The following is a 23,479-nucleotide window of genomic DNA, read 5'->3' on the forward strand; positions in this document are numbered from 1 at the left end:
GCCCCGGTCCTCGCGGACCGGGGCGCTGCGGTGTCGTCGGAGGGTATGCCGTCAGCGGGCCGCGCCCGTGTCGTCCGCCTCCGCCGCCACCGGGGGCAGGGTCTTCTCCCGCCGCAGCATCCAGACGACGGTCGCGACGAGGATGGCCAGCACGACGGTCGCGTGCACGATCCCGGCCAGCCCGACGCCGTAGATCATGAACCAACCGATGCCGCCGGCGACCAGGCAGTAGTAGGTCGTCACCAGCGCGGTCTTGCGGATCAGGTCACCCTCCCGGCCGAGCAGACCCACCGTCGCCGAGGCCGCGACGATGTTGTGGATCGCCACCGGGTTGCCGCCCGCGCCACCGACGGCCTGCGTGGCGACCACGGTCTCCGGAGGCACCCCGATCTCGTTGCCGGTCGCGAACTGGAAGAGCGAGAACGTCAGGTTGGAGACGGTGTTGGAGCCGGCCACGAAGGCGCCCAGCGCACCGATCCAGGGACTGATCAGGGGCCAGTTGGCCCCTGCCACCGCGGCGGCACCCTCGGCGAGCGTGACCGGCATCGAGGCCAGGCCCGAGTCGGTGAAGTCGGCACCGGAGCGGATGAGGATCCGCACCAACGGCACGGCGAAGAGCAGGGCGACGGCCGTCCCCAGGATCTGACGCCCGGCGACCGACCAGGTCTTCCTGATCTGCTGGGCGTTCATGCGGTGCAGCGCGTAGGTGATCAGACAGGTGACGATGAAGACGGTCCCGGGGCTGTAGAGCCACTGCCAGGTGGTGGAGATCCCGGTGCCGAAGATGTCCTGGAACGGGAGGGTGACCACGGGGTTGCTGGACGTGAGCGCCGCCGTCAGGGGGTCGATGAGCCGGGTGGCGAGCAGCAGCACCGCGATGATCAGGTAGGGCGCCCACGCCACCGGCAGGCTCATCCGGCGCCGGGCCGCGTCGTCGCCGAGGTGGTCGGTGTCGAGGGCACCCATCCACCGCTCCTCCCAGGAGGCCCGCGGGCCGAAGTCGAAGGTCTCCTTCGGCATGAGGAAGCCCTTGCTCGAGGTGAACATCACCAGCGCCAGGCCGATCAGGCCGCCCAGCAGCGACGGGAACTCCGGGCCGGCGAGGTAGGCCACCAGGACGTAGGGCACGGTCATGGCGACCGAGGCGTAGAGGGCGAAGGGCCACACCTTGAGCCCCTCGGCGAAGCTGCGCCGCTCTCCGAAGAAGCCGGTGAGCATGACCGAGATGATCAGCGGGATGAGCAGGCCCACGAGGGCGTGGATGACGGAGACCTGCGTGGCGATGTGCGCGACGTACTCGCCGTGGGAGAGCCCGAGCTCCTGCTCGCGCGCGGCGACGCCCGGGTCACCGGACAGTCCCTGCCCGACACCCACGATCATCGGGGTGCCGACCGCGCCGAAGGACACCGGCGTCGACTGGATGATCAGGCCGACCATGACGGCGGCCATGGCCGGGAAACCGAGGGCCAGCATCAGCGGTGCCACGACGGCGGCCGGCGTGCCGAAGCCGGACGCGCCCTCGATGAAGGACCCGAAGAGCCAGCCGATGATGATCGCCTGGACCCGGCGGTCCGGCGAGATGGCGGTGAACCCGGCCCTGATCGTGCTCATCGCCCCGCTGGCGATGACCGTCGAGAGCAGGAGAAGCGCCCCGAACACGATGTAGAGCAGCGTCACTGCGACGATGAGGCCCTCCACCGTGGCCGCGGCCACGGCGCCCGGCCGCATCTCCCACACGAGCAGGGCGATGAGGACGGCGACGACGTAGCCGACCGGCATCGCGAACTTGGCGGGCCATCGGAAGCCGGCCAGCAGGATGCCGACGATGACGATGGGTGCGACGGCCATCAGACTCAGAAATGCAAGGTTGTCCACATTGACACCTCTCCCCCGGAGATCGGGCGTGGGCGGCGGGCGTCGCCCTCTGCGTGCGTCGGACTATGCCCCTGCATTCGGGGCCGGTCAACGACCGACACCCCACCTTGCCCGTTCTTGACCTGCGGAACCGCCGGTAGGGTTGGTGCATGAGCACGCCGGAGGCGGAGCGGCCGCGAGGGGTCCAGTCGGTGGACCGCGCGCTCGACATCCTCGAGCTCCTGGCCGGGCACCAGAGCACGATGGGGGTGACGGAGATCGCCCGCGAGGTCGGGCTGGCCCCCGGCACCACCCACCGCCTGCTGGTCGCGCTGGCCCGTCGCGGCTGGGTGCGGCAGGACCCTGGTCGTCGCTACGGCGTCGGACTCGCCGCGCGCCGCCTCGGGGACGCGTCGGGAGCCCAGCTGGCCACCCTCGCGGTCCCCGCGCTGCGGGCCGCCGTCGAGCTCACGGAGGAGACCGCCAACCTGGCTTCCCTGGACGGTGACGTGATGGTCTACGTCGCCCAGGCGCCCTCGCCCCACACCCTGCGGATCTTCGCCGAGGTCGGCCGCCGGGTCCCCCTGCACAGCACCGCCGTCGGCAAGGTGGTGCTCGCCCGGATGGAGCCCGCCCGGGCCATGGACATGCTGACCCGTCCCGGCGTGGAGCTGCGGGCGCGCACCCCCCGCACCCTGACCGACCTCGACGACCTCCGGGCCGAGCTCGACCGCGTGCGCGAGCAGGGCTACGCCCTCGACGACGAGGAGATGGAGCTCGGCGTGCGCTGCGTCGCCGTCCCGGTCGCCTCGGGCGCCCTCGGCTCGCTGGCGCTCTCGGTCAGCGGCCCGACCGAGCGGATGACGCGCGAGCGTGCCGTCGCCGCCGTCCCCGGCCTGCGGCAGATCGCGGCGGACCTGGCCGAGCGCAGCCTGGGCGCCACCGCGTGAGCGCCGAGCACCGCACCCCCGCCGTCCCCGGGGCTGAGCGGGTCCGCACGGGTGCCCGGCGGGCCGTCGACGCCGTCGGGCGCCTCGTCTCCCCCTCCCGCCGGCCCCGCGTGATCGCCCCGGAGGGCGCCCGCCCGGCCTCCTACTCCTACGCCCCCGTCGACGACGACCGCGCCGACCCCGGCGAGATCGTCTGGGCCTGGGTGCCCTACGAGGAGGACGCGCGCAAGGGCAAGGACCGTCCGGTGCTGGTCGTGGGCCGCGACGGCCGCCACCTGCTGGCGCTGCAGCTGACGAGCAAGGACCACGATCTCGACGAGGCGCAGGAGGCCGCTGCCGGTCGTTTCTGGGTCGACATCGGCACGGGCGCCTGGGACGTGCGACGCCGTCCCAGCGAGGCACGCGTCGACCGGCTGCTGCGGCTGCACCCGTCGGCCGTGCGCCGGGTCGGGGCCGTGCTCGACCGGAAGATCTTCGACGAGGTCATGACGCAGGTGACGAGGTTCTTCCCCACGCCCTGAGCGCCGCCGGGACAGGTGCCCAGCCGACCGCCGGAAGAACGCCGAAGGGCCCGGGTGAGATCACCCGGGCCTTCGATCTTGTGGAGCTGAGGGGATTCGAACCCCTGACCCCCTCCATGCCATGGAGGTGCGCTACCAACTGCGCTACAGCCCCTCGTCGCGAGGACTCGTCAACCTTACAGTGGCTCCGGAGCAATCTCCAAATCGGGGTCCGGTATGCCGTTCTCGCAGGTCAGCGGGCCGCTGCGGACGGGCTCGTCACCGGTCGGTGACGCTGCCCACGCTGGCGGTGACCCCGACGTTCCAGGCCTCCAGCCGCCAGCCGGTCCGGTGCTCCACGAGCTCGGCCCAGTGGCAGTTGTGGAGACCGACCAGCGAGAGCCAGGCCTGGCGGTAGCTCAGTCCCACGACGTCGGCGACCAGCGCCCGGCTGGCCATGCCGTGGGTCGTCACCACGGCGGTGTCGTCGGGCCCGAGACGGGCCACCAGCTCGTCGAAGACGGCGCGCATGCGGACCTGCACGTCGGCCACCCGCTCGCCGGTGCGGCCGCGCACGGCGTCCTCGCCCCGGTCGAGCGCGGCAACGACGTCGGGGAAGCGGGCGACGACCTCGGTGTGCGACAGGCCCTGCCACTCCCCCACGTGGATCTCGCGCAGGCGTTCGTCGTGCTCGACGCGCAGGCCGGTCAGGGCCGCGAGGGCGTCGGCGGTGTCGGACGCCCGCGCGAGGTCGCTGCTGAGCAGCCGGCTGACACCGCGCGTCGCGAGCGCCTGCGCGGCCGCGGCGGCCTGCTCGCGGCCGCGTGGCGACAGGTGGCTGTCCAGCTGCCCCTGGTAGATCCCCCCGGCATTGTGTCCGGTCTCCCCGTGCCGCCAGACGAGAACGCGCCGCATGCCCGGGATCAGGCGCCGGACGGGGTGGCGCCGTCGGCGTCCGGGAGGACCACGGGCGGGCAGTCCTTCCAGAGCCTCTCGAGGTCGTAGAACTGCCGGTCCTCGGTGTGCATGACGTGCACGACGACATCGCCGAAGTCGAGCAGCACCCACCGGCCCTCGCGCTGGCCCTCGCGGCGCAACGGCTTGGAGCCGAGCTCGCGCAGCCGGTCCTCGACGGCGTCCACGATGGCGCCGACCTGGCGTTCGTTGGGTGCCGAGGCGATGACGAAGACGTCGGTCAGGGCGAGCTGGTCGGAGACGTCGAGGCCGACGACGTCCTGGGCGAGCTTGTCGTGCGCGGCGGCGGCGGCCGCCTGCGCCAGCTCGACCGCTCGGGGGGTCGCGGTCACTGGGGGTCCTCCCTGTAGAGGTGGTACTTGCCGATGTACTGCACGACGCCGTCCGGCACGAGATACCAGACCGGTTCTCCCGTGGCGGTCCGCTCTCGGCAGTCGGTGGAGCTGATCGCCATGGCGGGGACCTCCAGGAGGGTCACCTTGTCCTCGGGCAGGCCGGCTCCGGAGAGCTCGTGGCCCGGCCGGGTGACGCCGACGAAGTGCGCGAGGTCCCACAGCTCCTCGACGCCCTGCCAGGACAGGATCTGTCCCAGGGCGTCGGCGCCGGTGATGAAGAACAGCTCGTCGTCGGGCCGCTGCGCGCGCAGGTCGCGCAGGGTGTCGCGGGTGTAGGTGGGTCCGGGACGGTCGATGTCGACGCGGCTCACCGTGAAGCGCGGGTTGGACGCCGTCGCGATGACCGTCATCAGGTAACGGTGCTCGGCCGGGCTGACCTCCGCGGCGTCCTTGCGGTAGGGCTGTCCGGTCGGGACGAAGACGACCTCGTCGAGGCCGAGGAGGTGCGCGGCCTCACTGGCCGCGACGAGGTGGCCGTGGTGGATGGGGTCGAACGTCCCACCCATCACCCCGAGACGCATCAGTGGGTGCGCGTCCCGGAGGCGTCGGCGCCGTGGCTGTCCGTGTGCGGGTCCAGCGCGAGCGAGTTGCGGAAGACCATCAGCAGGAGCAGCAGGGCGGCGAAGGCGCCGAGCGCGATCACGCCGAACCAGATCGGCTCGAAGGGCAGCTCGTTGACGATGGCGTGGCCACCCTCCTCGGCGTGCTCGCCGGAGGCCACCAGAATCTGGGACAGCGCAGACGTCATGGGTGCCACTGTACCCCGGCCGCTGCGGACATACAGTGGTGCCATGCCCGCCTCCGCCCCCGTCCTGTCGGTGGTCGTCCCCATGCTCGACGAGGCGGACGTGCTGCCCCTCTTCATCGAGCGCCTGCGCCCGGTGCTGGACGGCCTGGGCGAGGCCTACGAGCTGGTCGCCGTCGACGACGGGAGCCGCGACGCGACCCCGGTCCTGCTCCAGGCCGCCCGCCGGACCTGGCCCGAGCTGCGGGTGCTGCGGCTGCGGGCCAACGCGGGCCACCAGGCGGCGATCTCCGCCGGGCTCGCCGCGGCGCGCGGCGCCTGGGTCGTCACGCTCGACGCCGACCTCCAGGACCCGCCCGAGATCATCCCCGACATGCTGCGCGCGGCCCGGGCCGAGGAGGCCGACGTCGTCTACGGCGTGCGCACCGACCGGTCGAGCGACAGTGCCTTCAAGCGCCGCTCGGCCCGTGCCTTCTACGGCCTGATGCGCGCCATGGGCGCCAAGGACGCCCCGGACAACGCCGGCGACTACCGGTTGATGTCACGGGCGACCGTCGACGCGGTCAACGCCCTGCCCGAGGACCACCGGGTGCTCCGCCTGGTCGTGCCCGCCCTCGGCTTCCCCTCGACGACGGTGGGCTACGTCCGGGAGCAGCGCGCGGCCGGCGCGAGCAAGTACCCCCTGGCCAGGATGGTCCGGCTGTCCGTCGACGCCGTCACCGGATTCTCGAGCGCGCCGCTGCGGCTGGCGACGTGGTTCGGCCTGGGCGGCTTCGTCCTCGCCGTGGTCCTGCTCGGCTACGCCCTGGTGGCGAAGATCGTCGGGCACACGGTCGCCGGCTGGACCTCGACGGTCGTCATCGTCGCGGCCTTCGGGGCGATCCAGCTGCTGTGCCTGGGCGTGCTCGGCGAGTACGTCGGCCGCATCTACGCCACGCTGCAGCGCCGGCCCACCTACTACGTCGCCCACGACTCGCTGCGCGACTCCTCCCCCGCGCCCGCGGACGCGGAGGAGCGGCCTCATCGCACCTGACCGTCACCCTCCACGACCCACTTGGTCGTGGTCAGCTCGGGCAGCGCCATCGGGCCGCGGGCGTGGAGCTTCTGCGTCGAGATGCCGATCTCGGCCCCGAAGCCGAACTCCCCGCCGTCGGTGAAGCGCGTCGAGGCGTTGACCATGACGGCCGCGGCGTCGATCTCGGCGATGAAGCGCCGGGCCGCGGCCCGGTCGCCCGTGACGATCGCCTCGGTGTGGCCGCTGGTGTGGGCCTGCACGTGGGCGATGGCGTCCTCGAGGCTGTCGACGACCCGGGCCGAGATGTCGAGGGAGAGGAACTCGGTGTCGTCGTCCTCGTCGGTCACCGGCACGTGCGCGGCACCCGCCGCCTCGGCGTAGCGCTCCATCTCGGCGTCGCCGTGCACGGTGACGCCCGCGGCGGCGAAGCCGGCCATGATGCCGGGCAGCACCCGCTCGGCGGCGTCGCGGTGCACGATCAGCGACTCGGCGGAGTTGCACACCGATGTCCGGTGGGTCTTGGAGTTGAGCACGACCTGCACGGCCATCTCGGTGTCGGCGGCCGCGTCCACGTAGACGTGGCAGTTGCCGGTGCCGGTCTCGATGACCGGCACGGTGGACTCCAGGACGACGGTCCTGATCAGGCTCGCCCCGCCGCGCGGGATGACCAGGTCGACCAGGCCGCGGGCAGTCATCAGGGCGCGGCCGGCGTCGTGCCCGCCCTCGGTGAGCAGGTTGACGGCGTCGGGGTCCAGACCGCGGCCGACGAGGGCGCCGCGCAGCAGCTCCACGAGCCGGGCGTTCGTCGAGCCGGCGGCCGACCCGCCGCGCAGGATGACGGCGTTGCCGCTCTTGAGCCCGAGACCGGCGGCGTCGACGGTGACGTTGGGACGAGCCTCGTAGATCATGCCCACCACGCCCATGGGCACCCGCACCTGGCGGATCTGCAGGCCGTTGGCCAGCGTCGAGCCACGGACCACCTCGCCCACGGGGTCGGGCAGCGCGGCGACCTCGCGGAGCGCGCCGGCGACGGCGCGCACCCGCTCCTCGTCGAGGGTGAGCCGGTCGAGGAGGTTCTCCGGGAGACCTTTCTCGCGCCCGCGTCGGAGGTCCTCCTGGTTGGCGGTCACCACCTCGGCAGCACCGGCCTCCACGGCGTCGGCCATCGCGTGCAGGGTGGCGTCCTTCTCGGCCCTGGTGAGGAGCGCCAGCTCGCGGGCGGCGCCACGGGCCCGGCGGGCGATGTCGTGGACGTACGCGACGACCTCGGGTGCGACGGGGGCGGTGCTCATGTGCTCTGCTGCTCCTGCTCGGGCGGGACGTGGGACCAGGGTAGGGGGTCCGGGCGGGGTGCCCGGAGGGGGTCAGAGGACGACGAGGTCGTCGCGCCGGACGACCGGGCGGGGCGCCGGCGCGCCGGTCCGCAGGCGGGTGCCGCGCTCCAGGCGCTGACCGACGAGCGGTCGCAGCTCCTCGGCGTCGTAACCCACCAGCCCGCGGGCCACGACCCGGCCGGAGACGTCGCACAGGTCGACGGTGTCACCGGCGGCGAACTTCCCCTCGACGCGGGTGATGCCGACCGGCAGCAGCGAGGTGCGGCGTCGCACCACGGCCTCCACGGCACCGTCGTCGAGGACGACCCGGCCGCTCGCGCTCGTGGCGTGGGCCAGCCAGCGCCGCCGCGCCGGGCTCTTCTCGCCCGTCGGGGTGAAGAAGGTGCCGACGTCCTCGCCGGCGAAGGCCTCGACCAGACGGTCGGCGCTGGTGAGCAGCACGCTGATGCCCTCGGCCGTGGCCATCTGGGCCGCCGCCACCTTGGTGGCCATGCCCCCGGTGCCCAGCTGCGAGCCGTGGCCGGAGACGTCGACGTGGGCGATCTCCTCGACGGTGCGCACGTGCGGGATCCGTCGGGACCCCGGCTCGCTGGGGTGGCCGTCGTAGAGCGCGTCGACGTCCGAGAGCAGCAGCAGCGCGTCGGCGTCGACGAGATGGGCCACCAGGGCGGCCAGCCGGTCGTTGTCGCCGAAGCGGATCTCGTCGGTGGCGACGGTGTCGTTCTCGTTGATGATCGGCACCACCTCCAGCTCGAGCAGCCGCTCGAGCGTGCGCGAGGCGTTGACGTAGTGGCTGCGCCGGTGCATGTCGTCGGCGGTGAGCAGGACCTGCCCCACCTTGAGACCGTGCAGCGTGAACGCGTTGGTGTAGGCGGCCATGAGCACGCCCTGGCCGGCGCTGGCGGCGGCCTGCTGGGTGGCGAGGTCCTTGGGCCGCCGGGTCAGCCCGAGCGGGCCCATCCCGGCGGCGATCGCGCCGGAGGACACCAGGACGACCTGGACCCCGTCGAGGGCCCGCTTGGCCAGCGTGGTGGCGAGGGCCTGCAGCCGGAAGCCGTCCAGCCCGCCCCGCGGGCCGGTCAAGGACGAGGAGCCGACCTTGACGACCAGGCGGCGAGCGTCAGTGACGACGCTACGGTCGAGGCTCGAGGACATGGCTGAATACTAATCCACGATTCGTCATACTCATGCATCGCCTCCCCGGGCGACGGAGAGCGCTCAGTTGTCCTGGACCCAGCGTCCGGCCTTGCGCTCCGCCTCGAGCTCGGCCCGGGCACGGGCAGCGGCGTCCATCTTGTCGTGGAAGGCCTCGCGCTTCTCGGAGCGGGTGGGGCGGGCCCGGTCGTCGAGACGCAGGTCGCTCCCCCGCGCGCCGAGCAGCTCGGCGCCGGCCGCCATCGTCGGCTCCCAGTCGAAGACGACCGCGTCGTCCTCGGGGCCGATGAGCACGGTCGAGCCGGCGACGGCCCCGGCCTTGAGGAGCTCGTCCTCGACGCCCAGGCGGTTGAGCCGGTCGGCGAGGTAGCCGACGGCCTCGTCGTTGGCGAAGTCGGTCTGGCGCACCCAGCGGGTGGGTCGCTCGCCCAGCACGCGGAAGACCTCGGTGCCGTCGGGGGCGGTCTCGCGGCGGACCGAGAAGCCCTGGTCGTCGATCGCTCGCGGGCGGATGACGGCGCGCGTGGGTTCCTCGACCACCTGCTCCTCGCGGGCACGCTTGACGTGCGCAGCGAGGGCGTAGGTGAGCTCCTTGAGGCCCTGGTGGGCCACCGCCGAGACGATGTGGACCTCGTAGCCCTGCTCCTCGAGGTCCGGCTTGACCATCTCGGCGAGCTCGCGAGCCTCGGGGACGTCAGCCTTGTTGAGGACGACGACGCGGACGCGCTCGGACAGCGGGATGCCGCCGAGCGACCCGTGGGGCACGTAGGCGGCGAGCTCGGCCTCGATGACCTCGAGGTCCGTCAGCGGGTCGCGACCGGGCTCCAGGGTCGCGCAGTCGATGACGTGGACGAGCACGTGGCAGCGTTCGACGTGCCGGAGGAACTGCAGGCCCAGGCCGCGGCCCTCGGAGGCGCCGGGGATGAGACCGGGCACGTCGGCGATGGTGAACCGCTCGCCGCCGGCCGTGACCACTCCGAGGTTGGGCACCAGGGTGGTGAAGGGGTAGTCGGCGATCTTGGGCCGCGCGGCGGAGACCACCGAGACCAGCGAGGACTTCCCCGCGGAGGGGAACCCGATGAGGGCCACGTCGGCGAGCGTCTTGAGCTCGAGGACGACCTCGGCCTCCTCGCCCGGCTCGCCGAGCAGGGCGAAGCCGGGGGCCTTCCGGCGGGGCGACGCCAGCGCCTTGTTGCCCAGTCCCCCGCGTCCGCCGCGGGCCGCGACGTACTCGGCCCCCTCGCCCACGAGGTCGGCGAGCACCTCGCCGGAACGGGTGGTGACGACCGTGCCGGACGGCACGGGAAGGACGAGGTCCTGCCCCTGGGCGCCGTGGCGCTCGTCGCCCTCGCCCGGTCGCCCGTTGGGTGCGCTGCGGTGCGGCGAGTGGTGGTAGTCGATCAGCGTGGTGATCTGCGGGTCCACGCGCAGGACGATGTTGCCCCCGCGCCCGCCGTTGCCGCCGTCGGGGCCGCCGAGCGGCTTGAACTTCTCACGGTGCACCGAGGCGACGCCATGGCCGCCGTTGCCGGCACGCAGGTGCAGGACGACGCGGTCGACGAAGTTGGCCATGGGGAGATCCTCTCATCGGCGCCGAGATCGGTGCCGGTCCTGCTGGGGGGTGGAGATACGCCGACGCCGGTGGGGGCAGGTGCCCCACCGGCGTCGGAACGTGCGTTGAGTCGTGCGCTGCGGCGAGAGCCTCAGGCGTCGACGGTCGCCGCGTCGGCGACGACGTTCACGGTCTTGCGGCCACGCTTGCTGCCGAACTCGACCACACCCGGGACGAGCGCGAACAGCGTGTCGTCGCCGCCACGACCGACACCCTCACCGGGGTGGAAGTGCGTGCCGCGCTGGCGGACGATGATCTCGCCGGTGCCGACGACCTGGCCGCCGAACCGCTTCACGCCGAGACGCTGGGCGTTGGAGTCACGACCGTTGCGGGTCGAGGACGCACCCTTCTTGTGTGCCATGGCTGGAGCCTCCTGGTTGCGACGACGTCAGGCGTCGATCGAGGTGATCTTGACCTGGGTGAGCGGCTGGCGGTGGCCCTGACGCTTCTTGTACCCGGTCTTGTTCTTGTACTTCTGGATGATGATCTTGGGGCCCTTGGCGGCGCCGAGGATCTCGGCGGTCACCGTGGCCTTGGCGAGGGCGTCGGCGTCGGTGGTGACGGTGGAACCGTCGACCAGCAGCACCGGGGCGAGCTCCACGGTGTCGCCCGCAGCAGCGTTACCGCCGACCTTGTCGATGGTCAGGACGTCGCCGACGGACACCTTCTCCTGGCGGCCGCCAGCACGGACGATCGCGTACACGTTGAACTCACTTCCTCGTCTTGGGTGGGTATGCAGCTCCCGGCTGGGAGGGGTCGAGCCGCCGCGACGCGCGTCGTCTCTAGACCCGACCCGGTAAACCGGGGCGAACCGACGCACTAGCGTACCGTGCCCGGGCCCCTCGACCAAACTCGGCCGCGGGGCCCGGTGCGGCGGGCGAGCGCGTCAGGACTGCTCGGGCGGTGCGGTGGTCTCGACGACCCCCGTCGGGGGGCCGGCGGGGGCGACCACACGGCCACGTCGACGCCGCTTGGGCGGTGCCAGGGCGGGCTCGACGGAGGCGTCTGCGGTCACGGGCGCGGCACCCGCGGGTGCGGGGTCCGGCGTCGCGACCGGCTCGGGAGCGGAGGCCGCGACCGGCTCGGGAGCGGCCGCGGGTGCCGGCTCGGGAGCGGCCGCGGGTGCCGGCTCGGGAGTCGCGACGGGCGCCGGCTCGCTGGTGGCCGCGGAGGCCCGGCGGCTGCCGCCCCGGGTCCCGGTCGCCCGGGTGGCGCGGGAGCGCGCCCGACCGGAGGCGGGCTTGTCGACCGGCGCGCCGGCCTGCCCCGTCGCCGGGGTCTCGGCGGTCCGGGGCTCCGGACCCTCCCCCGCGGTCGGCGCGGCGTCCTGCTCGGCGGTGGGGACGGTGTCGACCGCCCTGGCGTCCTCGGGGGCATCCGGGGCCTGCGACGTCGGGGGAACCGTCTCGGGACTCGTGGACCCCTCGGGCGTCGCGGGGTCCTGCGTCGCCGCCTCCGTGGCCGCACCGGCGGCGGCGTTGGCCGCCTCGGAGCTGGCACCGGCCTGCAGCGCGGCCGCGTGGGCGGCCGCCGCGATCTGGGCCGGCGTCGGACCGTTGGGGTTGGGCGGAGGCAGGACGTGCTTCTCGACGGCCGGTGACGACGCCGACGAGGACGAGGATCCGCGCCCCTTGCCGCGCCCGCGACGGCTGGAGCCCGAGGACTCCTCGGCGGCCGCGTGACCGCCGCCGTTGCCATTCCCGTTGCCGTTGCGGTGGACCGGCTCGCTCTGGACGATCACGCCCCGGCCGTTGCAGTGCGCACAGGTCTCGGAGAAGACCTCGATCAGCCCCGAGCCGACCCTCTTGCGGGTCATCTGGACCAGTCCCAGCGAGGTCACCTCGGCGACCTGGTGCTTGGTGCGGTCGCGGCCCAGGCACTCGAGAAGACGCCGGACGACGAGCTCGCGGTTGCTCTCCAGCACCATGTCGATGAAGTCGATGACGATGATGCCGCCGATGTCGCGCAGCCGCAGCTGACGCACGATCTCCTCGGCCGCCTCGATGTTGTTCTTGGTCACCGTCTCCTCGAGGTTGCCCCCGGAGCCGGTGAACTTGCCGGTGTTGACGTCGATGACCGTCATCGCCTCGGTGCGGTCGATGACCAGCGAGCCGCCCGAGGGGAGCCACACCTTGCGGTCCATCGCCTTGGCGATCGCCTCGTGCACCCGGTAGGTGGAGAAGACGTCGGTCGTGCCGGTGTACTTCTCGACCCGGTCCGCCAGGTCCGGCGCGACGTCGTCGATGTAGCGCTTGACCTCGGTCCAGGCCTGCTCGCCCGAGACGACCAGCTTGGAGAAGTCCTCGGTGAAGACGTCGCGGATGACGCGGACGGTCATGTCGGGCTCGCCGTGCAGCAGGGTCGGGGCGTTGGAGCTCTTCTTCGCCGCCGCGCTGATCCGGTCCCAGGTGGCGGTGAGGCGCTCGACGTCGGCCCGCAGCTCGGCCTCGGAGGCGCCTTCGGCCGCGGTGCGGACGATGACGCCGGCGTCGTCGGGGACGACCTCCTTGAGGATCTTCTTCAGCCGGGCGCGCTCCGTGTCCGGCAGCTTGCGCGAGATCCCGGTCATCGAGGTGCCGGGGACGTAGACCAGGTAGCGACCCGGCAGCGAGATCTGGGAGGTCAGACGGGCGCCCTTGTGGCCGATCGGGTCCTTGGTGACCTGGACCAGCACCGACTCGCCGGCCTTGAGGGCGTTCTCGATGCGCTTGGGCTCGCCCGAGGACAGGCCCGCGGCGTCCCAGTTGACCTCGCCGGCGTAGAGCACGGCGTTGCGGCCCTTGCCGATGTCGACGAACGCCGCCTCCATGCTGGGCAGGACGTTCTGGACCCGGCCGAGGTAGACGTTGCCCACCATCGTGCTCTGGGCCGAGCGGGAGACGTAGTGCTCCACCGGCACGCCGTCCTCGAGGACGGCGATCTGGGTCCGGTCCTCGAGCCCGCGCACGACCATGACGCGGTCGACGCTCTCGCGGCGGGCGAGGAACTCGGCCTCGGTGATGATCGTGCGGCGGCGACCGGCCTCGCGGCCCTCACGGCGCCGCTGGCGCTTGGCCTCCAGGCGGGTGGAGCCTTTGACCGAGGTCACCTCGTCGCGCGCCGAGCGCTCGCCCGTGGCGGCCTCCCCGCTGCGACGGCGGCGGCGACGGCGACGGGTGCTGCTGGCGTCGTCGTCGGATCCGTCGGCGTCCTCCGCCTCCGCCTCGCCCTCGGGCGAGGCGTCCGTGGACGTCGAGGAACCGGTCGACCGGCGTCGCCGACGACGGGTGGTCGAGCCCGCCTCCGGGCTCTCCTCGTCCTCGCCCTGCTCGGGTGCGGACTCGGTCTCGTCACCGTCCTGCGTCTCCTCCCCCGCGTCGGTCGAACCCGTGCGGCGGCGGCCCTTGCCCCCGCGGCGGCGGCGGCGGTTCGAGCGCGAGCCCGTGTCCTCGCCGGTGCCGGTGGCGTCGTCGGAGCCGGGCTCCTGCTCGTCCGCCACGCCCTCTGGCTCGTCCTCGACCTCGTCGACCGGGCGGACCTGCGGGGTCGTGACCCCGGACGTGGCGCGGCGCGAGCGCCGGCGCGGCAGGTCGGAGAGGTCCGGCGCCTGGAAGACGACGCCGAAGGACGGGAAGGGTGCGGCGGGGGCCTCTTCGGGCTCCTCGGTCGCGTCCTCGTCGTCCCCGGTGTCCGGCTCGTCGGCGTCCTCGTCCGAGACGACGGCCACGACGGGCACGTCCGGCCCCTCGTCGAGCTCGCCGCCCTCGGCGGCGTCCTCGCCCTCGGTCTTCTCCGCCTCGTCCTCGGCCTCGTCCTCGTCGATGACGGGCGGGAGACCACTGGTGAAGAGGGCCTGGGCCTCGGCGGCGAGCTCGGCGGCGCGGAGCTGGCGGTCGTCGTCCTGCGAGGCGTGTTCGCCGTCGGGTGTGCGGGTGCTGTCCTCAGACACGATGTGTCCTTCCAGCCGCGCGGCCGAGCCCACTCCTGGGGCCCTCCCGGGCCCTCTCCCCGCGCGGCGGGTGCAGTCGTCCAGGCCGGTCGGCCGTGGACGGAAGTCGTCCTGGTTGCCGCTCGGTTCGCGCTAGGGCGCGGCACCGATGGGCCGGCAGGAGTCGGCTCGACGCGCCTGGCGGGCGTCGCGCGTGCCGGCAGGGTTGCCGCACAGCGAGGGGACTCGCACCGGGCCGGGCGGCGGTGTGGCTCGACCGCCCGTCCACTGCGAGTATCGCACAGCGCGGCCCCGGACGGGCGCACGCCGGGCAGAAGGGCTCAGCCGAGGAGCGTCTCCGCGACGCGTCCGTCCACGATCGGGCCCTGCCGCAGCCGGGTGCTGACGGGCCGTGGGAGATCGGCCCCCGACACCTGCCGCAGGGCCGTCCAGATCTCCTCCGGCCGCACCGTGGGGGTGGTATGACGCACGCTGGCGAGCACGACGACGTCGCCCTCGGCGACCGGCACCTCGGGCACGGGCGCCGGGGCCACCTCCAGATGCAGGACCGCACCGCGGACGTCCAGGTCCCGGGGGCCCTTCTTCATCATCCGGGAGACCGCGACCTCCTCGGCGGCGAGCAGCGCCGCGACCGCGGCCGGCACCGCGGCGGGCCCGGGCCCGTCCTCCCCGGCGCGGAAGCGCAGCGCCCACAGGCTGCCCTGCAGGTGGTCGGCGAGCGCACCGGGCAGGTCGGCGGCGTCGGACACCTCCAGCACGTCGAGCCCGTCGGGCAGCGACTCGTCCAGGAGGGGGGCGACCGTGGCCGGGTCGAGCTGCCGGGTCACCGAGATCTCGACGTACTCCGCCTCGCTGGCGGTCCCCGTGGGAGCGGCGTTGGCGTAGGAGATCTTGGGGTGGGGGTGGAAGCCGGCCGAGTAGGCGACCGGCAGGCCGGCCCTGCGGACGGCGCGCTCGAGGGCCCGCTGGAAGTCCCGGGTGGAGCTGAACCGCATACGCCCGCGCTTGGCGTAGCGCACGCGCAGCCGCTGGACGGCGGGGTCGGGAGCTGGTCCTTCGGGGACACGACGGGATCCGGCCATGAGGAGGAAGGGTAGCCGCCGGACGGAGGCGCCCGGGGGCCGGTACGGCGGGTCCGGCTCCACGCGGTACGGTGGGGCCCAGCAAGCTCAACGCTGAGAACCCGCGGCCGCGGGCCAGCGAGCGCTGCGGTCGCCCCGACACACCCGAGGATGACTGTGCGCGTCTACAACTTCTCCGCCGGCCCGGCCACCATGCCCCTCGAGGTTCTCGAGCGCGCGCAGTCCGAGCTCCTCGACTGGCGAGGTTCCGGCATGTCGGTGATGGAGATGTCCCACCGGAGCAAGGAGTTCGTCTCCATCGCCGCCGAGGCCGAGGCCCGGCTGCGTTCCCTGCTCGGGGTGCCGGACGACTACGCGGTGCTCTTCCTCCAGGGTGGCGCGACCGGCCAGTTCGCGGCGGTGCCGCTGAACCTGACGCCCGCCGGCGCGAGCGCGGCCTACGTCAGCACCGGCTCCTGGAGCAAGAAGGCGATCGCCGAGGGCCGGAAGTACCTCGACGTCCAGGTCGTCGCGGACGAGAAGGCCTCCAACTACGCCACCGTGCCGGCCGAGGGCAGCCTCGAGGTGCCCGAGGGCGCCGCCTACCTGCACTACACCCTCAACGAGACCATCGGCGGCGTCGAGTTCCCCTACGTGCCGCAGGTCGACGTGCCGCTGGTCACCGACGCCAGCTCCACGATCCTGTCCCGGCCGCTGGACGTCTCGAAGTTCGGCGTCATCTACGCCGGCGCCCAGAAGAACCTCGGCCCCGCCGGGCTCACGCTCGTCGTGGTGCGCAAGGACCTGCTGGGCCAGGCCCGGCCGGAGACCCCCTCGGTGCTGGACTGGTCCGCGATGGCCGAGGCCGACTCGATGCTCAACACCCCGCCGACCCTGGCCTGGTACCTCGTCGGCCTGGTGCTGGAGTGGGTCGAGCAGCAGGGCGGCCTGGAGTCCATGGCCGAGCGCAACCGCGCCAAGGCCGAGCTGCTCTACGGCGCGATCGACGCCTCCGACTTCTACTCCAACCCCGTCGCCCCCGCGGCCCGCTCCTGGATGAACGTCCCCTTCCTCGTCCCGGACCCTGCCCTGGAGAAGCCATTCGTGGCGCAGGCGGCCGAGGCCGGTCTGTCCGGGCTCGGCGGGCACCGCAGCGTGGGCGGCATGCGCGCGAGCCTCTACAACGCCATGCCGCTCGAGGGTGTCCAGGCCCTCGTCGACTTCATGACCGACTTCGAGAAGCAGAACGGCTGACCCCATGACGACCTTCCCCATCCAGACCCTCAACGCGATCTCGCCGGTCGGCCTGCAGCGTCTCGACCGCTCGGTCTTCGACGTCGGCACCGACATCGACAGCCCCCGCGCGATCCTGCTGCGCTCCGCCGACCTGCACTCCGTCGAGCTGCCCCCGAGCCTCTACGCCGTCGCGCGCGCCGGCGCCGGCACCAACAACATCCCGGTCGACCGCCTCGCGGCCAGGGGCATCCCGGTCTTCAACACCCCCGGCGCCAACGCCAACGCGGTGAAGGAGCTCGTCATCGCGGGCATGCTGCTCGCGGCCCGCAACCTCTACCACGCGGCCGACTACACGAGGGACCTCGTCGCGGTGCAGGGCCTGTCCGGCGCCGACCTGGAGAAGCAGGTCGAGGCGGGCAAGAAGCAGTTCGCCGGATTCGAGCTGCCGGGCAAGACCCTCGGCGTCATCGGCCTCGGCGCCATCGGCGTGCTGGTCGCCAACGCGGCGCAGTCGCTGGGTCTGAAGGTGCTCGGCTACGACCCGAACGTCACGATCAAGGCCGCCTGGCAGCTGTCCCCGAACGTCGAGCAGGTCTCCTCCGTCGAGGAGCTGCTCTCGCGCTCGGACATGGTCACGCTGCACGTCCCGCTCGTGGACGGCACCAGGGGCATGATCAACGCGGAGCGGATCGCCCTCATGCCGCAGGGCGGCGTCGTGCTCAACTTCGCGCGGGGCGGGGTCGTCGACGAGGCCGCGGTGATCGCCGCCCTGGACTCGGGCCACCTGCACTCCTACGTCAACGACTTCCCGACCGAGGCCGGTGCCGTGCACCCCAAGGTCATCGCGCTCCCCCATCTGGGCGCGTCGACCGGCGAGGCCGAGGACAACTGCGCGGTCATGGCGGTCGACCAGCTCGCGGACTACCTGCTCAACGGCAACATCCGCAACGCGGTCAACTTCCCGGACGTCGTGATGACCCGCACCCCGGGCACCACCCGGCTCGGCATCTTCAACGAGAACAAGCCCAACATGATCGGCCAGATCACCGCGGCCCTCGCCGCCGCGGGCCTCAACGTCTCCGAGTTCACCAACAAGTCCCGGGGCGACTACGCCTACACCCTGGTCGACGTCGAGGGCGAGGTCCGCGACGAGCTCAAGCAGGAGATCCTGGCGATCGAGGGCATCATCCGGGCCCGCAAGATCGAGGCCTGACCACCTCGTCCGGCCGACCCCTGCACGCCCGCCCGCTCCCGGGCTAGGGTGCCAGGCAGGGGTCGGCCCCGGCCCCGCCGAGGAGGTCGAGGATGAGCAACCACGTCTACAGCGTCTCGGAGATCGTCGGGACCTCTCCCGACGGGCTGGAGGCGGCGATCACCAACGCCATCGACACCACCGCCCGCTCGGTGCGCAACCTCGACTGGTTCGAGGTCACCGAGATCCGGGGGCACCTGGTCGACGGCGCCGTCGCCGACTGGCAGGTGGCCCTCAAGGTCGGCTTCCGGGTCGAGCGGTAGGTCGCCGGTGAGCCGCACCGTCCCCGGGTCCGGGCCCGGCCCCGACCCCGCGCCGCGGCGTCGACGGGTCTTCCCCGCCGGGGAGGCTTGAACCTCCGTCGAACGTCGGGCGGTCGCCTACCGTGCCACGCACGAGGCGATGCCGCTCTTCGGCGTCTACGCCCTGTTCTTCGCCGACCGGGGACTGGACGCCGCCCAGATCACCACCATGCTCGCGGTGTGGTCGGTCTCCGCCTTCGTGCTCGAGGTGCCCTCCGGGGCGTGGGCCGACGTGCTCGACCGGCGCCGGCTCCTCGTGGCGGCGGGCGTCGTCTACACGGCGGCGTTCACCTGCTGGCTGCTGGTGCCCAGCTACGCCGGCTTCGTCGCGGGCTTCGTGCTGTGGTCGCTCTCGGACGCGATGAAGTCCGGCACCTTCGAGGCCTTCCTCTACGACGAGCTGGCCGCCGTCGGCCGGGAGCACCGCTACGGGCTGGTCCGCTCGCGCGCAGAGACGGCCGGCGTGCTGACGATGGCGGTCGCGATCGCGGCCGCCGCTCCCCTGCACCGGATCGGCGGCTTCGAGCTCGTCGGCTGGGTGAGCGTCGGCGTCACGCTGGTGCACCTGCTCGTGGCGCTCTCGCTGCCCCGCGCGGCCCGCGCCGAGCCTCCCGGCCCGGACGACGTCGCGGCCGAGGACCTGCCCGAGCCGGAACCGGTCTCGGTGCAGGCCTGGCTCTCCGCCCTGCGGTCCGGGCTGGGCGAGGCCGTGGCCGCACCTGCGGTGCGTCGAGTGCTCCTGGCCTACACGACGGTCGTCGCCGTCGTGGGGCTCGACGAGTTCTTCAACCTCGTGCTGGCCGACGGCGGCACGTCGGTCGGGGTGATCGCCTGGGTGATGGCGGGCGTCGTGCTGGCCGAGGCGGTCGGGACCTGGCTCGCCGACCGGGTCGCCCGGCTCGAGGGACGCGCCCACGCGGGTCTCGTGCTCACCGGCACGCTCCTGCTCGCGGCAGGTGCCTGGACCGCGGGGAGCGGGCCGTGGAGCTTCGTCGCTCTGGGCGCCGGCTACGCGGTGGTGAGCAGTGCCTACGTCGCCGGCGACATCCGGCTGCAGGCGACCATGTCGGGCGACGCCCGCGCCACGGTCACCTCGGTGGCGGCACTGACCGCCGAGGTCGGCTTCCTGGTCACCCTCGCCCTCGTCGGGCTGGGCACCCTCGTCGCGGACCTGTCCGTCGTCGTGGCCGGGGTCGCGCTGCTGCTGGCGGTGCCCGCCACGCTCACCGCGTGGCGGGCACCGCCGGGGTGAGCCTCAGCGGACGACGGTGAGCGGCAGCAGCGTCTTGCCGGTCGGGCCGATCTGGATCTCGGTGTTCATCTGCGGGCAGACGCCGCAGTCGAAGCACGGGGTCCAGCGGCAGTCCTCGACCTCACGCTCCTCGAGCGCGTCCAGCCAGTCCTCCCACAGCCACTCCTTGTCGAGCCCGGAGTCGATGTGGTCCCACGGCAGCACCTCGTGCTCGCCGCGCTCGCGGGTGGTGTACCAGGCCACGTCGACGGGCTGGTCGGCCAGCGCGCGCTCGGCCGCCGTCATCCACCGCTCGTAGGAGAAGTGCTCGTTCCACCCGTCGAACCGGCCGCCGTCACGCCATACCTGCTCGATGACGGCGCCGAGGCGCCGGTCGCCGCGCGAGAGCAGGCCCTCGACGATGCCGGGCTTGCCGTCGTGGTAGCGGAATCCGATGGCCGAGCCGTAGCGACGGTCGGCGCGGATGGCGTCGCGCAGCTTGGCGAGCCGGGCGTCGGTCTCGTCGGCACCGAGCTGTGCGGCCCACTGGAAGGGGGTGTGCGGCTTGGGCACGAACCCGCCGATCGAGACGGTGCAGCGGATGTCGCGGCGGCCGGAGACCTCGCGGCCGGTGTCGATGACCTTCTTGGCCAGGTCGGCGATCGCCAGCACGTCCTCGTCGGTCTCCGTGGGGAGCCCGCACATGAAGTAGAGCTTGACCTGGCGCCAGCCCGCGGCGTAGGCGGCCGCTACGGTCCGGATGAGGTCCTCCTCGGTCACCATCTTGTTGATGACCTTGCGCATCCGCTCGCTGCCGCCCTCGGGTGCGAAGGTCAGCCCGGAGCGCCTGCCGTTGCGGGTCAGCTCGTTGGCGAGGTCGATGTTGAACGCGTCGACGCGGGTCGAGGGCAGCGAGAGGCCGGTGTTGGTGCCCTCGTAGCGGTCGGCCAGGCCCTTGGTGATCTCGGCGATCTCGGAGTGGTCGGCGGACGAGAGCGACAGCAGGCCGACCTCGTCGAGGCCGGTCGCCTCGAGGCCCCGCTGGACCATCTCGCCGATGCCGGTGATGGAGCGCTCGCGCACGGGGCGGGTGATCATGCCGGCCTGGCAGAAGCGGCAGCCCCGGGTGCATCCGCGGAAGATCTCCACGCTCATGCGCTCGTGCACGCTCTCGGTGACGGGGACGAGCGGCTGCTTGGGGTAGGGCCAGGCGTCGAGGTCCATGACGGTGTGCTTGGAGACCCGCCACGGCACCCCCGGACGGTTGGGCACGACGCGCTGGATGCGGCCGTCCGGCAGGTACTCGACGTCGTAGAAGGCCGGGACGTAGACCCCACCGGTGCGCGCGAGCTCCAGCAGGAGACCCTCGCGGCCGTCGGGGCGCCCGGCGGCCTTCCACGCGTTGATGATCCGCGAGGTGAGGAGCACCGCCTCCTCGCCGTCGCCGACGATGGTGGCGTCGAGGAAGTCCGCGACCGGCTCGGGGTTGAAGCTCGCGTGTCCGCCGGCGAGGACGATCGGGTGCTCCTCGCCGCGGTCGGCGGCGTGCAGCGGTATGCCGGCGAGGTCCAGCGCGGTGAGCATGTTGGTGTAGCCCAGCTCGGTGGAGAAGCTCAGGCCGAGCACGTCGAAGTCGCCGACCGCGCGGTGGCCGTCGACGGTGAACTGCGGCACGCCGTGCTCGCGCATGAGCGCCTCGAGGTCCGGCCACACCGAGTAGGTGCGCTCGGCGAGCACGTCCGGCTGCTCGTTGAGCACTTCGTAGAGGATCATGACGCCCTGGTTGGGCAGACCGACCTCGTAGGCGTCGGGGTACATCAGCGCCCAGCGGGCGGTGTGCTCACCCCCGCAGTTCCAGTCCTTGACCTGGCTGTTGAGCTCGCCGCCGACGTACTGCACGGGCTTGGAGACCTGCTCCAGCAGCGGCTCGAGCTCGGCCAGCAGGGAGGCACCGGGCTCGCGGACGCGGGTGGACGACTGCACGACGGACATGCGTCCAGGGTATGCAGTGCCCCGGGGTCACGACGAATCCGTCCCCGCCGCGGCGGCCGGCGGGGACGGATACGGGCGGGCCGTCAGACGGTGTCGTTCTCGACGTAGAACTCGTCCAGGGCGTCCTTGTACTTGGTGGTGACGGCCTTGCGCTTGAGCTTCATGCTCGGCGTGAGGTCACCGCTCTCGATGCTCAGGTCGTGGTCGAGGATGTGGAAGGCCTTGATCTGCTCCCACCGGTTGAGCTTGGAGTTGAGCTCGTCGATGTAGCCCTGGACCATCTCGCGGCAGGCCTGCGAGGTGACGATCTGGCTGTAGGAGTCGCCGGCCATGCCGTTGCGCGCCGCCCAGGCCGTGATGGCCTCGGGGTCGAGGGTGACGATCGCGGAGACGAACTTGCGCCCGTCGCCCTCGATGACGAGCTGGCTGGCGTAGGGGCAGATGCCCTTGAACATCGACTCGATCATCGACGGGGCGACGTACTTGCCGCCCGAGGTCTTGAACAGGTCCTTCTTGCGGTCGGTGATCGTCAGGAAGCCGTGCTCGTCGACCTCGCCGATGTCACCCGTGGCGAACCAGCCGTCCTCGGTGAAGGCCTCGGCGGTCTGGTCGGGGAGCTGGTGGTAGCCCGGCGTGATCCCGGGGCCCCGCAGCAGGATCTCGCCGTCCTCGGCGATCCGCACCTCGGTGCCCGGCAGCGGCCAGCCCACGGAGCCGAACTTGTAGCCGCCCGCGAACGGCCGGTTGACGAAGGAGGCCGCGCTGCTCTCGGTCAGGCCGTAGCCCTCGAGGATGAGCAGCCCCATCGCGTCGAACCAGCGCGCGACGTCCTGGTTGAGCGCCGCGGAGCCCGAGATGAAGAAGCGGACGCGGCCGCCGAAGCGCGCGCGGATCTTGGAGAGCACGAGCTTGTCGGCCAGGCGGTACTTGACCGCGAGCAGGCCGCCGGGCTCGCCGCCCGCGGCGCGGATGCGCCCCACCTCGGTGCCCACGCCGGCCGCCCAGTCGAAGAGCTTGGCCTTCACGCCGCCCTCGGCGTGCATCATCGTCGTGATCTTGCCGTAGGCCTTCTCGAAGATGCGCGGAGCGGCGCCCATGAAGGTCGGCTGGACGACGCCGACGTTCTCGACGATCTTGTCGACCCGGCCGTCGACGGCGGTGGGGAATCCGATCTGCAGCGGCAGGGCCAGCAGCACCTTGCCGAAGACGTGCGCCAGCGGCAGCCAGAGGTACTGCAGGTCGTCCTGGCCGAGGATGCCGATCGCGTCGACCGCGGCGGCCTCGTAGGTCCAGGCGGAGTGGGGCAGGCGCACGCCCTTGGGGCGCCCGGTGGTGCCCGAGGTGTAGATGATCGTCGCCAGGTGGTCGGGGGTGAGCGCGTCGATCCGGGCGTCGACCAGCCCCGGCTCGGCGGCCAGCCGGGCCCGGCCGCGCTCCTCCAGCTCGGCCCAGGAGATCACCCAGTCGCCGTCGCCCTCGCCGTCGATGACCACGACCTTGAGCAGGTCGGGCAGCTCGCCACGGTGCGAGCGCAGGGTCTCGACCTGCTCGGCCTCCTCCGCGATGACCACGCGGCTCCCGGAGTCGGCCAGGATGTAGGCGACGTCGTCGTGGATGGTCGTCGGGTAGATCGTGGTCGTCGCCGCCCCCGCGCACATGACGGCCAGGTCCGCCAGCACCCACTCCAGCCGGGTGTTGGACATGACGGCCACCCGCTCCTCGGCCGCCACCCCCAGGTCGATCAGCCCGGCCGCGAGGGCGTAGGCGCGGTCACGGGTCTCGCTCCACGTCAGTGAGTGCCACTCCTCCCCCACCGGGTGACGGAAGGCCTCGCCGTCGGGCAGCGCGACCACCCGTTCGCGGAACATGTGGGCCACGCTCGGCGCCCGGTTCTCGATCCGGCTCCGGTCGACCTTCTCGTCGGTGGCGGACATGCCCATCG

At 72.6% G+C, this 23,479-nt stretch carries 21 protein-coding genes and 1 tRNA gene; 7 read left to right on the forward strand and 15 right to left on the reverse strand.

What is annotated here, in order from left to right; all coding sequences use genetic code 11:
- Nucleotides 1-51 precede the first annotated feature (51 nt).
- Entirely contained in the window at nt 52-1,848 is a 1,797-nt protein-coding gene (locus FB476_RS10305; protein ID WP_238329658.1) for an L-lactate permease, read from the reverse strand.
- Between the two features lie 176 nt (nt 1,849-2,024).
- Between FB476_RS10305 and FB476_RS10310 the strand changes: the two genes are divergently transcribed.
- Both FB476_RS10310 and FB476_RS10315 read left to right on the forward strand, forming a co-directional pair.
- Nucleotides 2,025-2,804 (forward strand): IclR family transcriptional regulator, encoded by a 780-nt coding sequence (locus FB476_RS10310; RefSeq protein WP_141818674.1) that lies wholly within the window; start codon nt 2,025-2,027, stop codon nt 2,802-2,804.
- Entirely contained in the window at nt 2,801-3,325 is a 525-nt protein-coding gene (locus FB476_RS10315) for a type II toxin-antitoxin system PemK/MazF family toxin (protein WP_141818675.1), read from the forward strand. Before FB476_RS10310 ends, FB476_RS10315 begins: the two co-directional genes overlap by 4 nt.
- Before the next feature lie 81 nt (nt 3,326-3,406).
- Here the strand turns inward: FB476_RS10315 and FB476_RS10320 are convergent.
- The 5 genes from FB476_RS10320 to FB476_RS10340 form a co-directional block, all read right to left on the reverse strand.
- A tRNA-Ala gene (locus FB476_RS10320) sits at nt 3,407-3,479 on the reverse strand.
- Nucleotides 3,480-3,583: 104 nt separating this feature from the next.
- On the reverse strand, nt 3,584-4,219 hold the full coding sequence (locus FB476_RS10325) for a histidine phosphatase family protein (protein WP_141818676.1): 636 nt from the start codon (nt 4,217-4,219) through the stop codon (nt 3,584-3,586).
- Between the two features lie 8 nt (nt 4,220-4,227).
- Complete coding sequence (gene rsfS / locus FB476_RS10330) at nt 4,228-4,611, reverse strand: ribosome silencing factor (protein ID WP_141818677.1); 384 nt, start codon at nt 4,609-4,611, stop codon at nt 4,228-4,230.
- Entirely contained in the window at nt 4,608-5,180 is a 573-nt protein-coding gene (gene nadD, locus FB476_RS10335; RefSeq protein WP_238329762.1) for a nicotinate-nucleotide adenylyltransferase, read from the reverse strand. The genes rsfS and nadD overlap by 4 nt, the downstream gene beginning before the upstream one ends.
- Nucleotides 5,181-5,194: 14 nt before the next feature.
- On the reverse strand, nt 5,195-5,422 hold the full coding sequence (locus FB476_RS10340; protein WP_141818679.1) for a hypothetical protein: 228 nt from the start codon (nt 5,420-5,422) through the stop codon (nt 5,195-5,197).
- A 43-nt stretch (nt 5,423-5,465) separates the two neighbouring features.
- Between FB476_RS10340 and FB476_RS10345 the strand changes: the two genes are divergently transcribed.
- On the forward strand, nt 5,466-6,452 hold the full coding sequence (locus FB476_RS10345; protein WP_141818680.1) for a glycosyltransferase family 2 protein: 987 nt from the start codon (nt 5,466-5,468) through the stop codon (nt 6,450-6,452).
- Here FB476_RS10345 and FB476_RS10350 read toward each other — a convergent pair.
- From FB476_RS10350 to FB476_RS10380, 7 genes are all read right to left on the reverse strand, one after another.
- Nucleotides 6,440-7,726, reverse strand: coding sequence for a glutamate-5-semialdehyde dehydrogenase (locus FB476_RS10350; protein ID WP_141818681.1), 1,287 nt, complete (start codon nt 7,724-7,726; stop codon nt 6,440-6,442). The two genes, FB476_RS10345 and FB476_RS10350, sit on opposite strands and share 13 nt — an antisense overlap.
- Before the next feature lie 72 nt (nt 7,727-7,798).
- Nucleotides 7,799-8,923 (reverse strand): glutamate 5-kinase, encoded by a 1,125-nt coding sequence (gene proB, locus FB476_RS10355; RefSeq protein WP_141818682.1) that lies wholly within the window; start codon nt 8,921-8,923, stop codon nt 7,799-7,801.
- A gap of 63 nt (nt 8,924-8,986) precedes the next feature.
- Nucleotides 8,987-10,495: a GTPase ObgE gene (gene obgE, locus FB476_RS10360; RefSeq protein WP_141818683.1), complete on the reverse strand. Its 1,509-nt coding sequence runs from the start codon at nt 10,493-10,495 to the stop codon at nt 8,987-8,989.
- A gap of 131 nt (nt 10,496-10,626) precedes the next feature.
- Nucleotides 10,627-10,896 (reverse strand): 50S ribosomal protein L27, encoded by a 270-nt coding sequence (rpmA, locus tag FB476_RS10365; RefSeq protein WP_141818684.1) that lies wholly within the window; start codon nt 10,894-10,896, stop codon nt 10,627-10,629.
- Nucleotides 10,897-10,923: 27 nt separating this feature from the next.
- Nucleotides 10,924-11,238: a 50S ribosomal protein L21 gene (gene rplU, locus FB476_RS10370; protein ID WP_141818685.1), complete on the reverse strand. Its 315-nt coding sequence runs from the start codon at nt 11,236-11,238 to the stop codon at nt 10,924-10,926.
- Nucleotides 11,239-11,421: 183 nt separating this feature from the next.
- On the reverse strand, nt 11,422-14,463 hold the full coding sequence (locus tag FB476_RS10375) for an Rne/Rng family ribonuclease (RefSeq protein WP_238329659.1): 3,042 nt from the start codon (nt 14,461-14,463) through the stop codon (nt 11,422-11,424).
- A 320-nt stretch (nt 14,464-14,783) separates the two neighbouring features.
- Nucleotides 14,784-15,545: a TIGR03936 family radical SAM-associated protein gene (locus FB476_RS10380; RefSeq protein ID WP_141818687.1), complete on the reverse strand. Its 762-nt coding sequence runs from the start codon at nt 15,543-15,545 to the stop codon at nt 14,784-14,786.
- Nucleotides 15,546-15,695: 150 nt separating this feature from the next.
- Between FB476_RS10380 and serC the strand changes: the two genes are divergently transcribed.
- The 4 genes from serC (at nt 15,696) to FB476_RS10400 (ending at nt 19,566) form a co-directional block, all read left to right on the forward strand.
- Nucleotides 15,696-16,778: a 3-phosphoserine/phosphohydroxythreonine transaminase gene (gene serC, locus FB476_RS10385; protein ID WP_202876957.1), complete on the forward strand. Its 1,083-nt coding sequence runs from the start codon at nt 15,696-15,698 to the stop codon at nt 16,776-16,778.
- A 4-nt stretch (nt 16,779-16,782) separates the two neighbouring features.
- Complete coding sequence (locus FB476_RS10390) at nt 16,783-17,973, forward strand: phosphoglycerate dehydrogenase (RefSeq protein ID WP_141818688.1); 1,191 nt, start codon at nt 16,783-16,785, stop codon at nt 17,971-17,973.
- A gap of 92 nt (nt 17,974-18,065) precedes the next feature.
- The gene (locus FB476_RS10395) at nt 18,066-18,275 is read left to right on the forward strand and encodes a dodecin (RefSeq protein ID WP_141818689.1); all 210 of its coding nucleotides are present in this window, start codon (nt 18,066-18,068) and stop codon (nt 18,273-18,275) included.
- 139 nt (nt 18,276-18,414) lie between these two features.
- The gene (locus tag FB476_RS10400; RefSeq protein ID WP_141818690.1) at nt 18,415-19,566 is read left to right on the forward strand and encodes an MFS transporter; all 1,152 of its coding nucleotides are present in this window, start codon (nt 18,415-18,417) and stop codon (nt 19,564-19,566) included.
- A gap of 3 nt (nt 19,567-19,569) precedes the next feature.
- On the opposite strand, the gene FB476_RS10405 is transcribed toward FB476_RS10400, so the two are convergent.
- Entirely contained in the window at nt 19,570-21,537 is a 1,968-nt protein-coding gene (locus FB476_RS10405; RefSeq protein WP_141818691.1) for a TIGR03960 family B12-binding radical SAM protein, read from the reverse strand.
- Between the two features lie 83 nt (nt 21,538-21,620).
- Complete coding sequence (locus tag FB476_RS10410; protein WP_141818692.1) at nt 21,621-23,477, reverse strand: AMP-dependent synthetase/ligase; 1,857 nt, start codon at nt 23,475-23,477, stop codon at nt 21,621-21,623.
- Nucleotides 23,478-23,479: the final 2 nt, after the last annotated feature.

It is taken from the genome of Ornithinimicrobium humiphilum, assembly GCF_006716885.1.
Taxonomy (GTDB): Bacteria; Actinomycetota; Actinomycetes; order Actinomycetales; family Dermatophilaceae; genus Ornithinicoccus; species Ornithinicoccus humiphilus.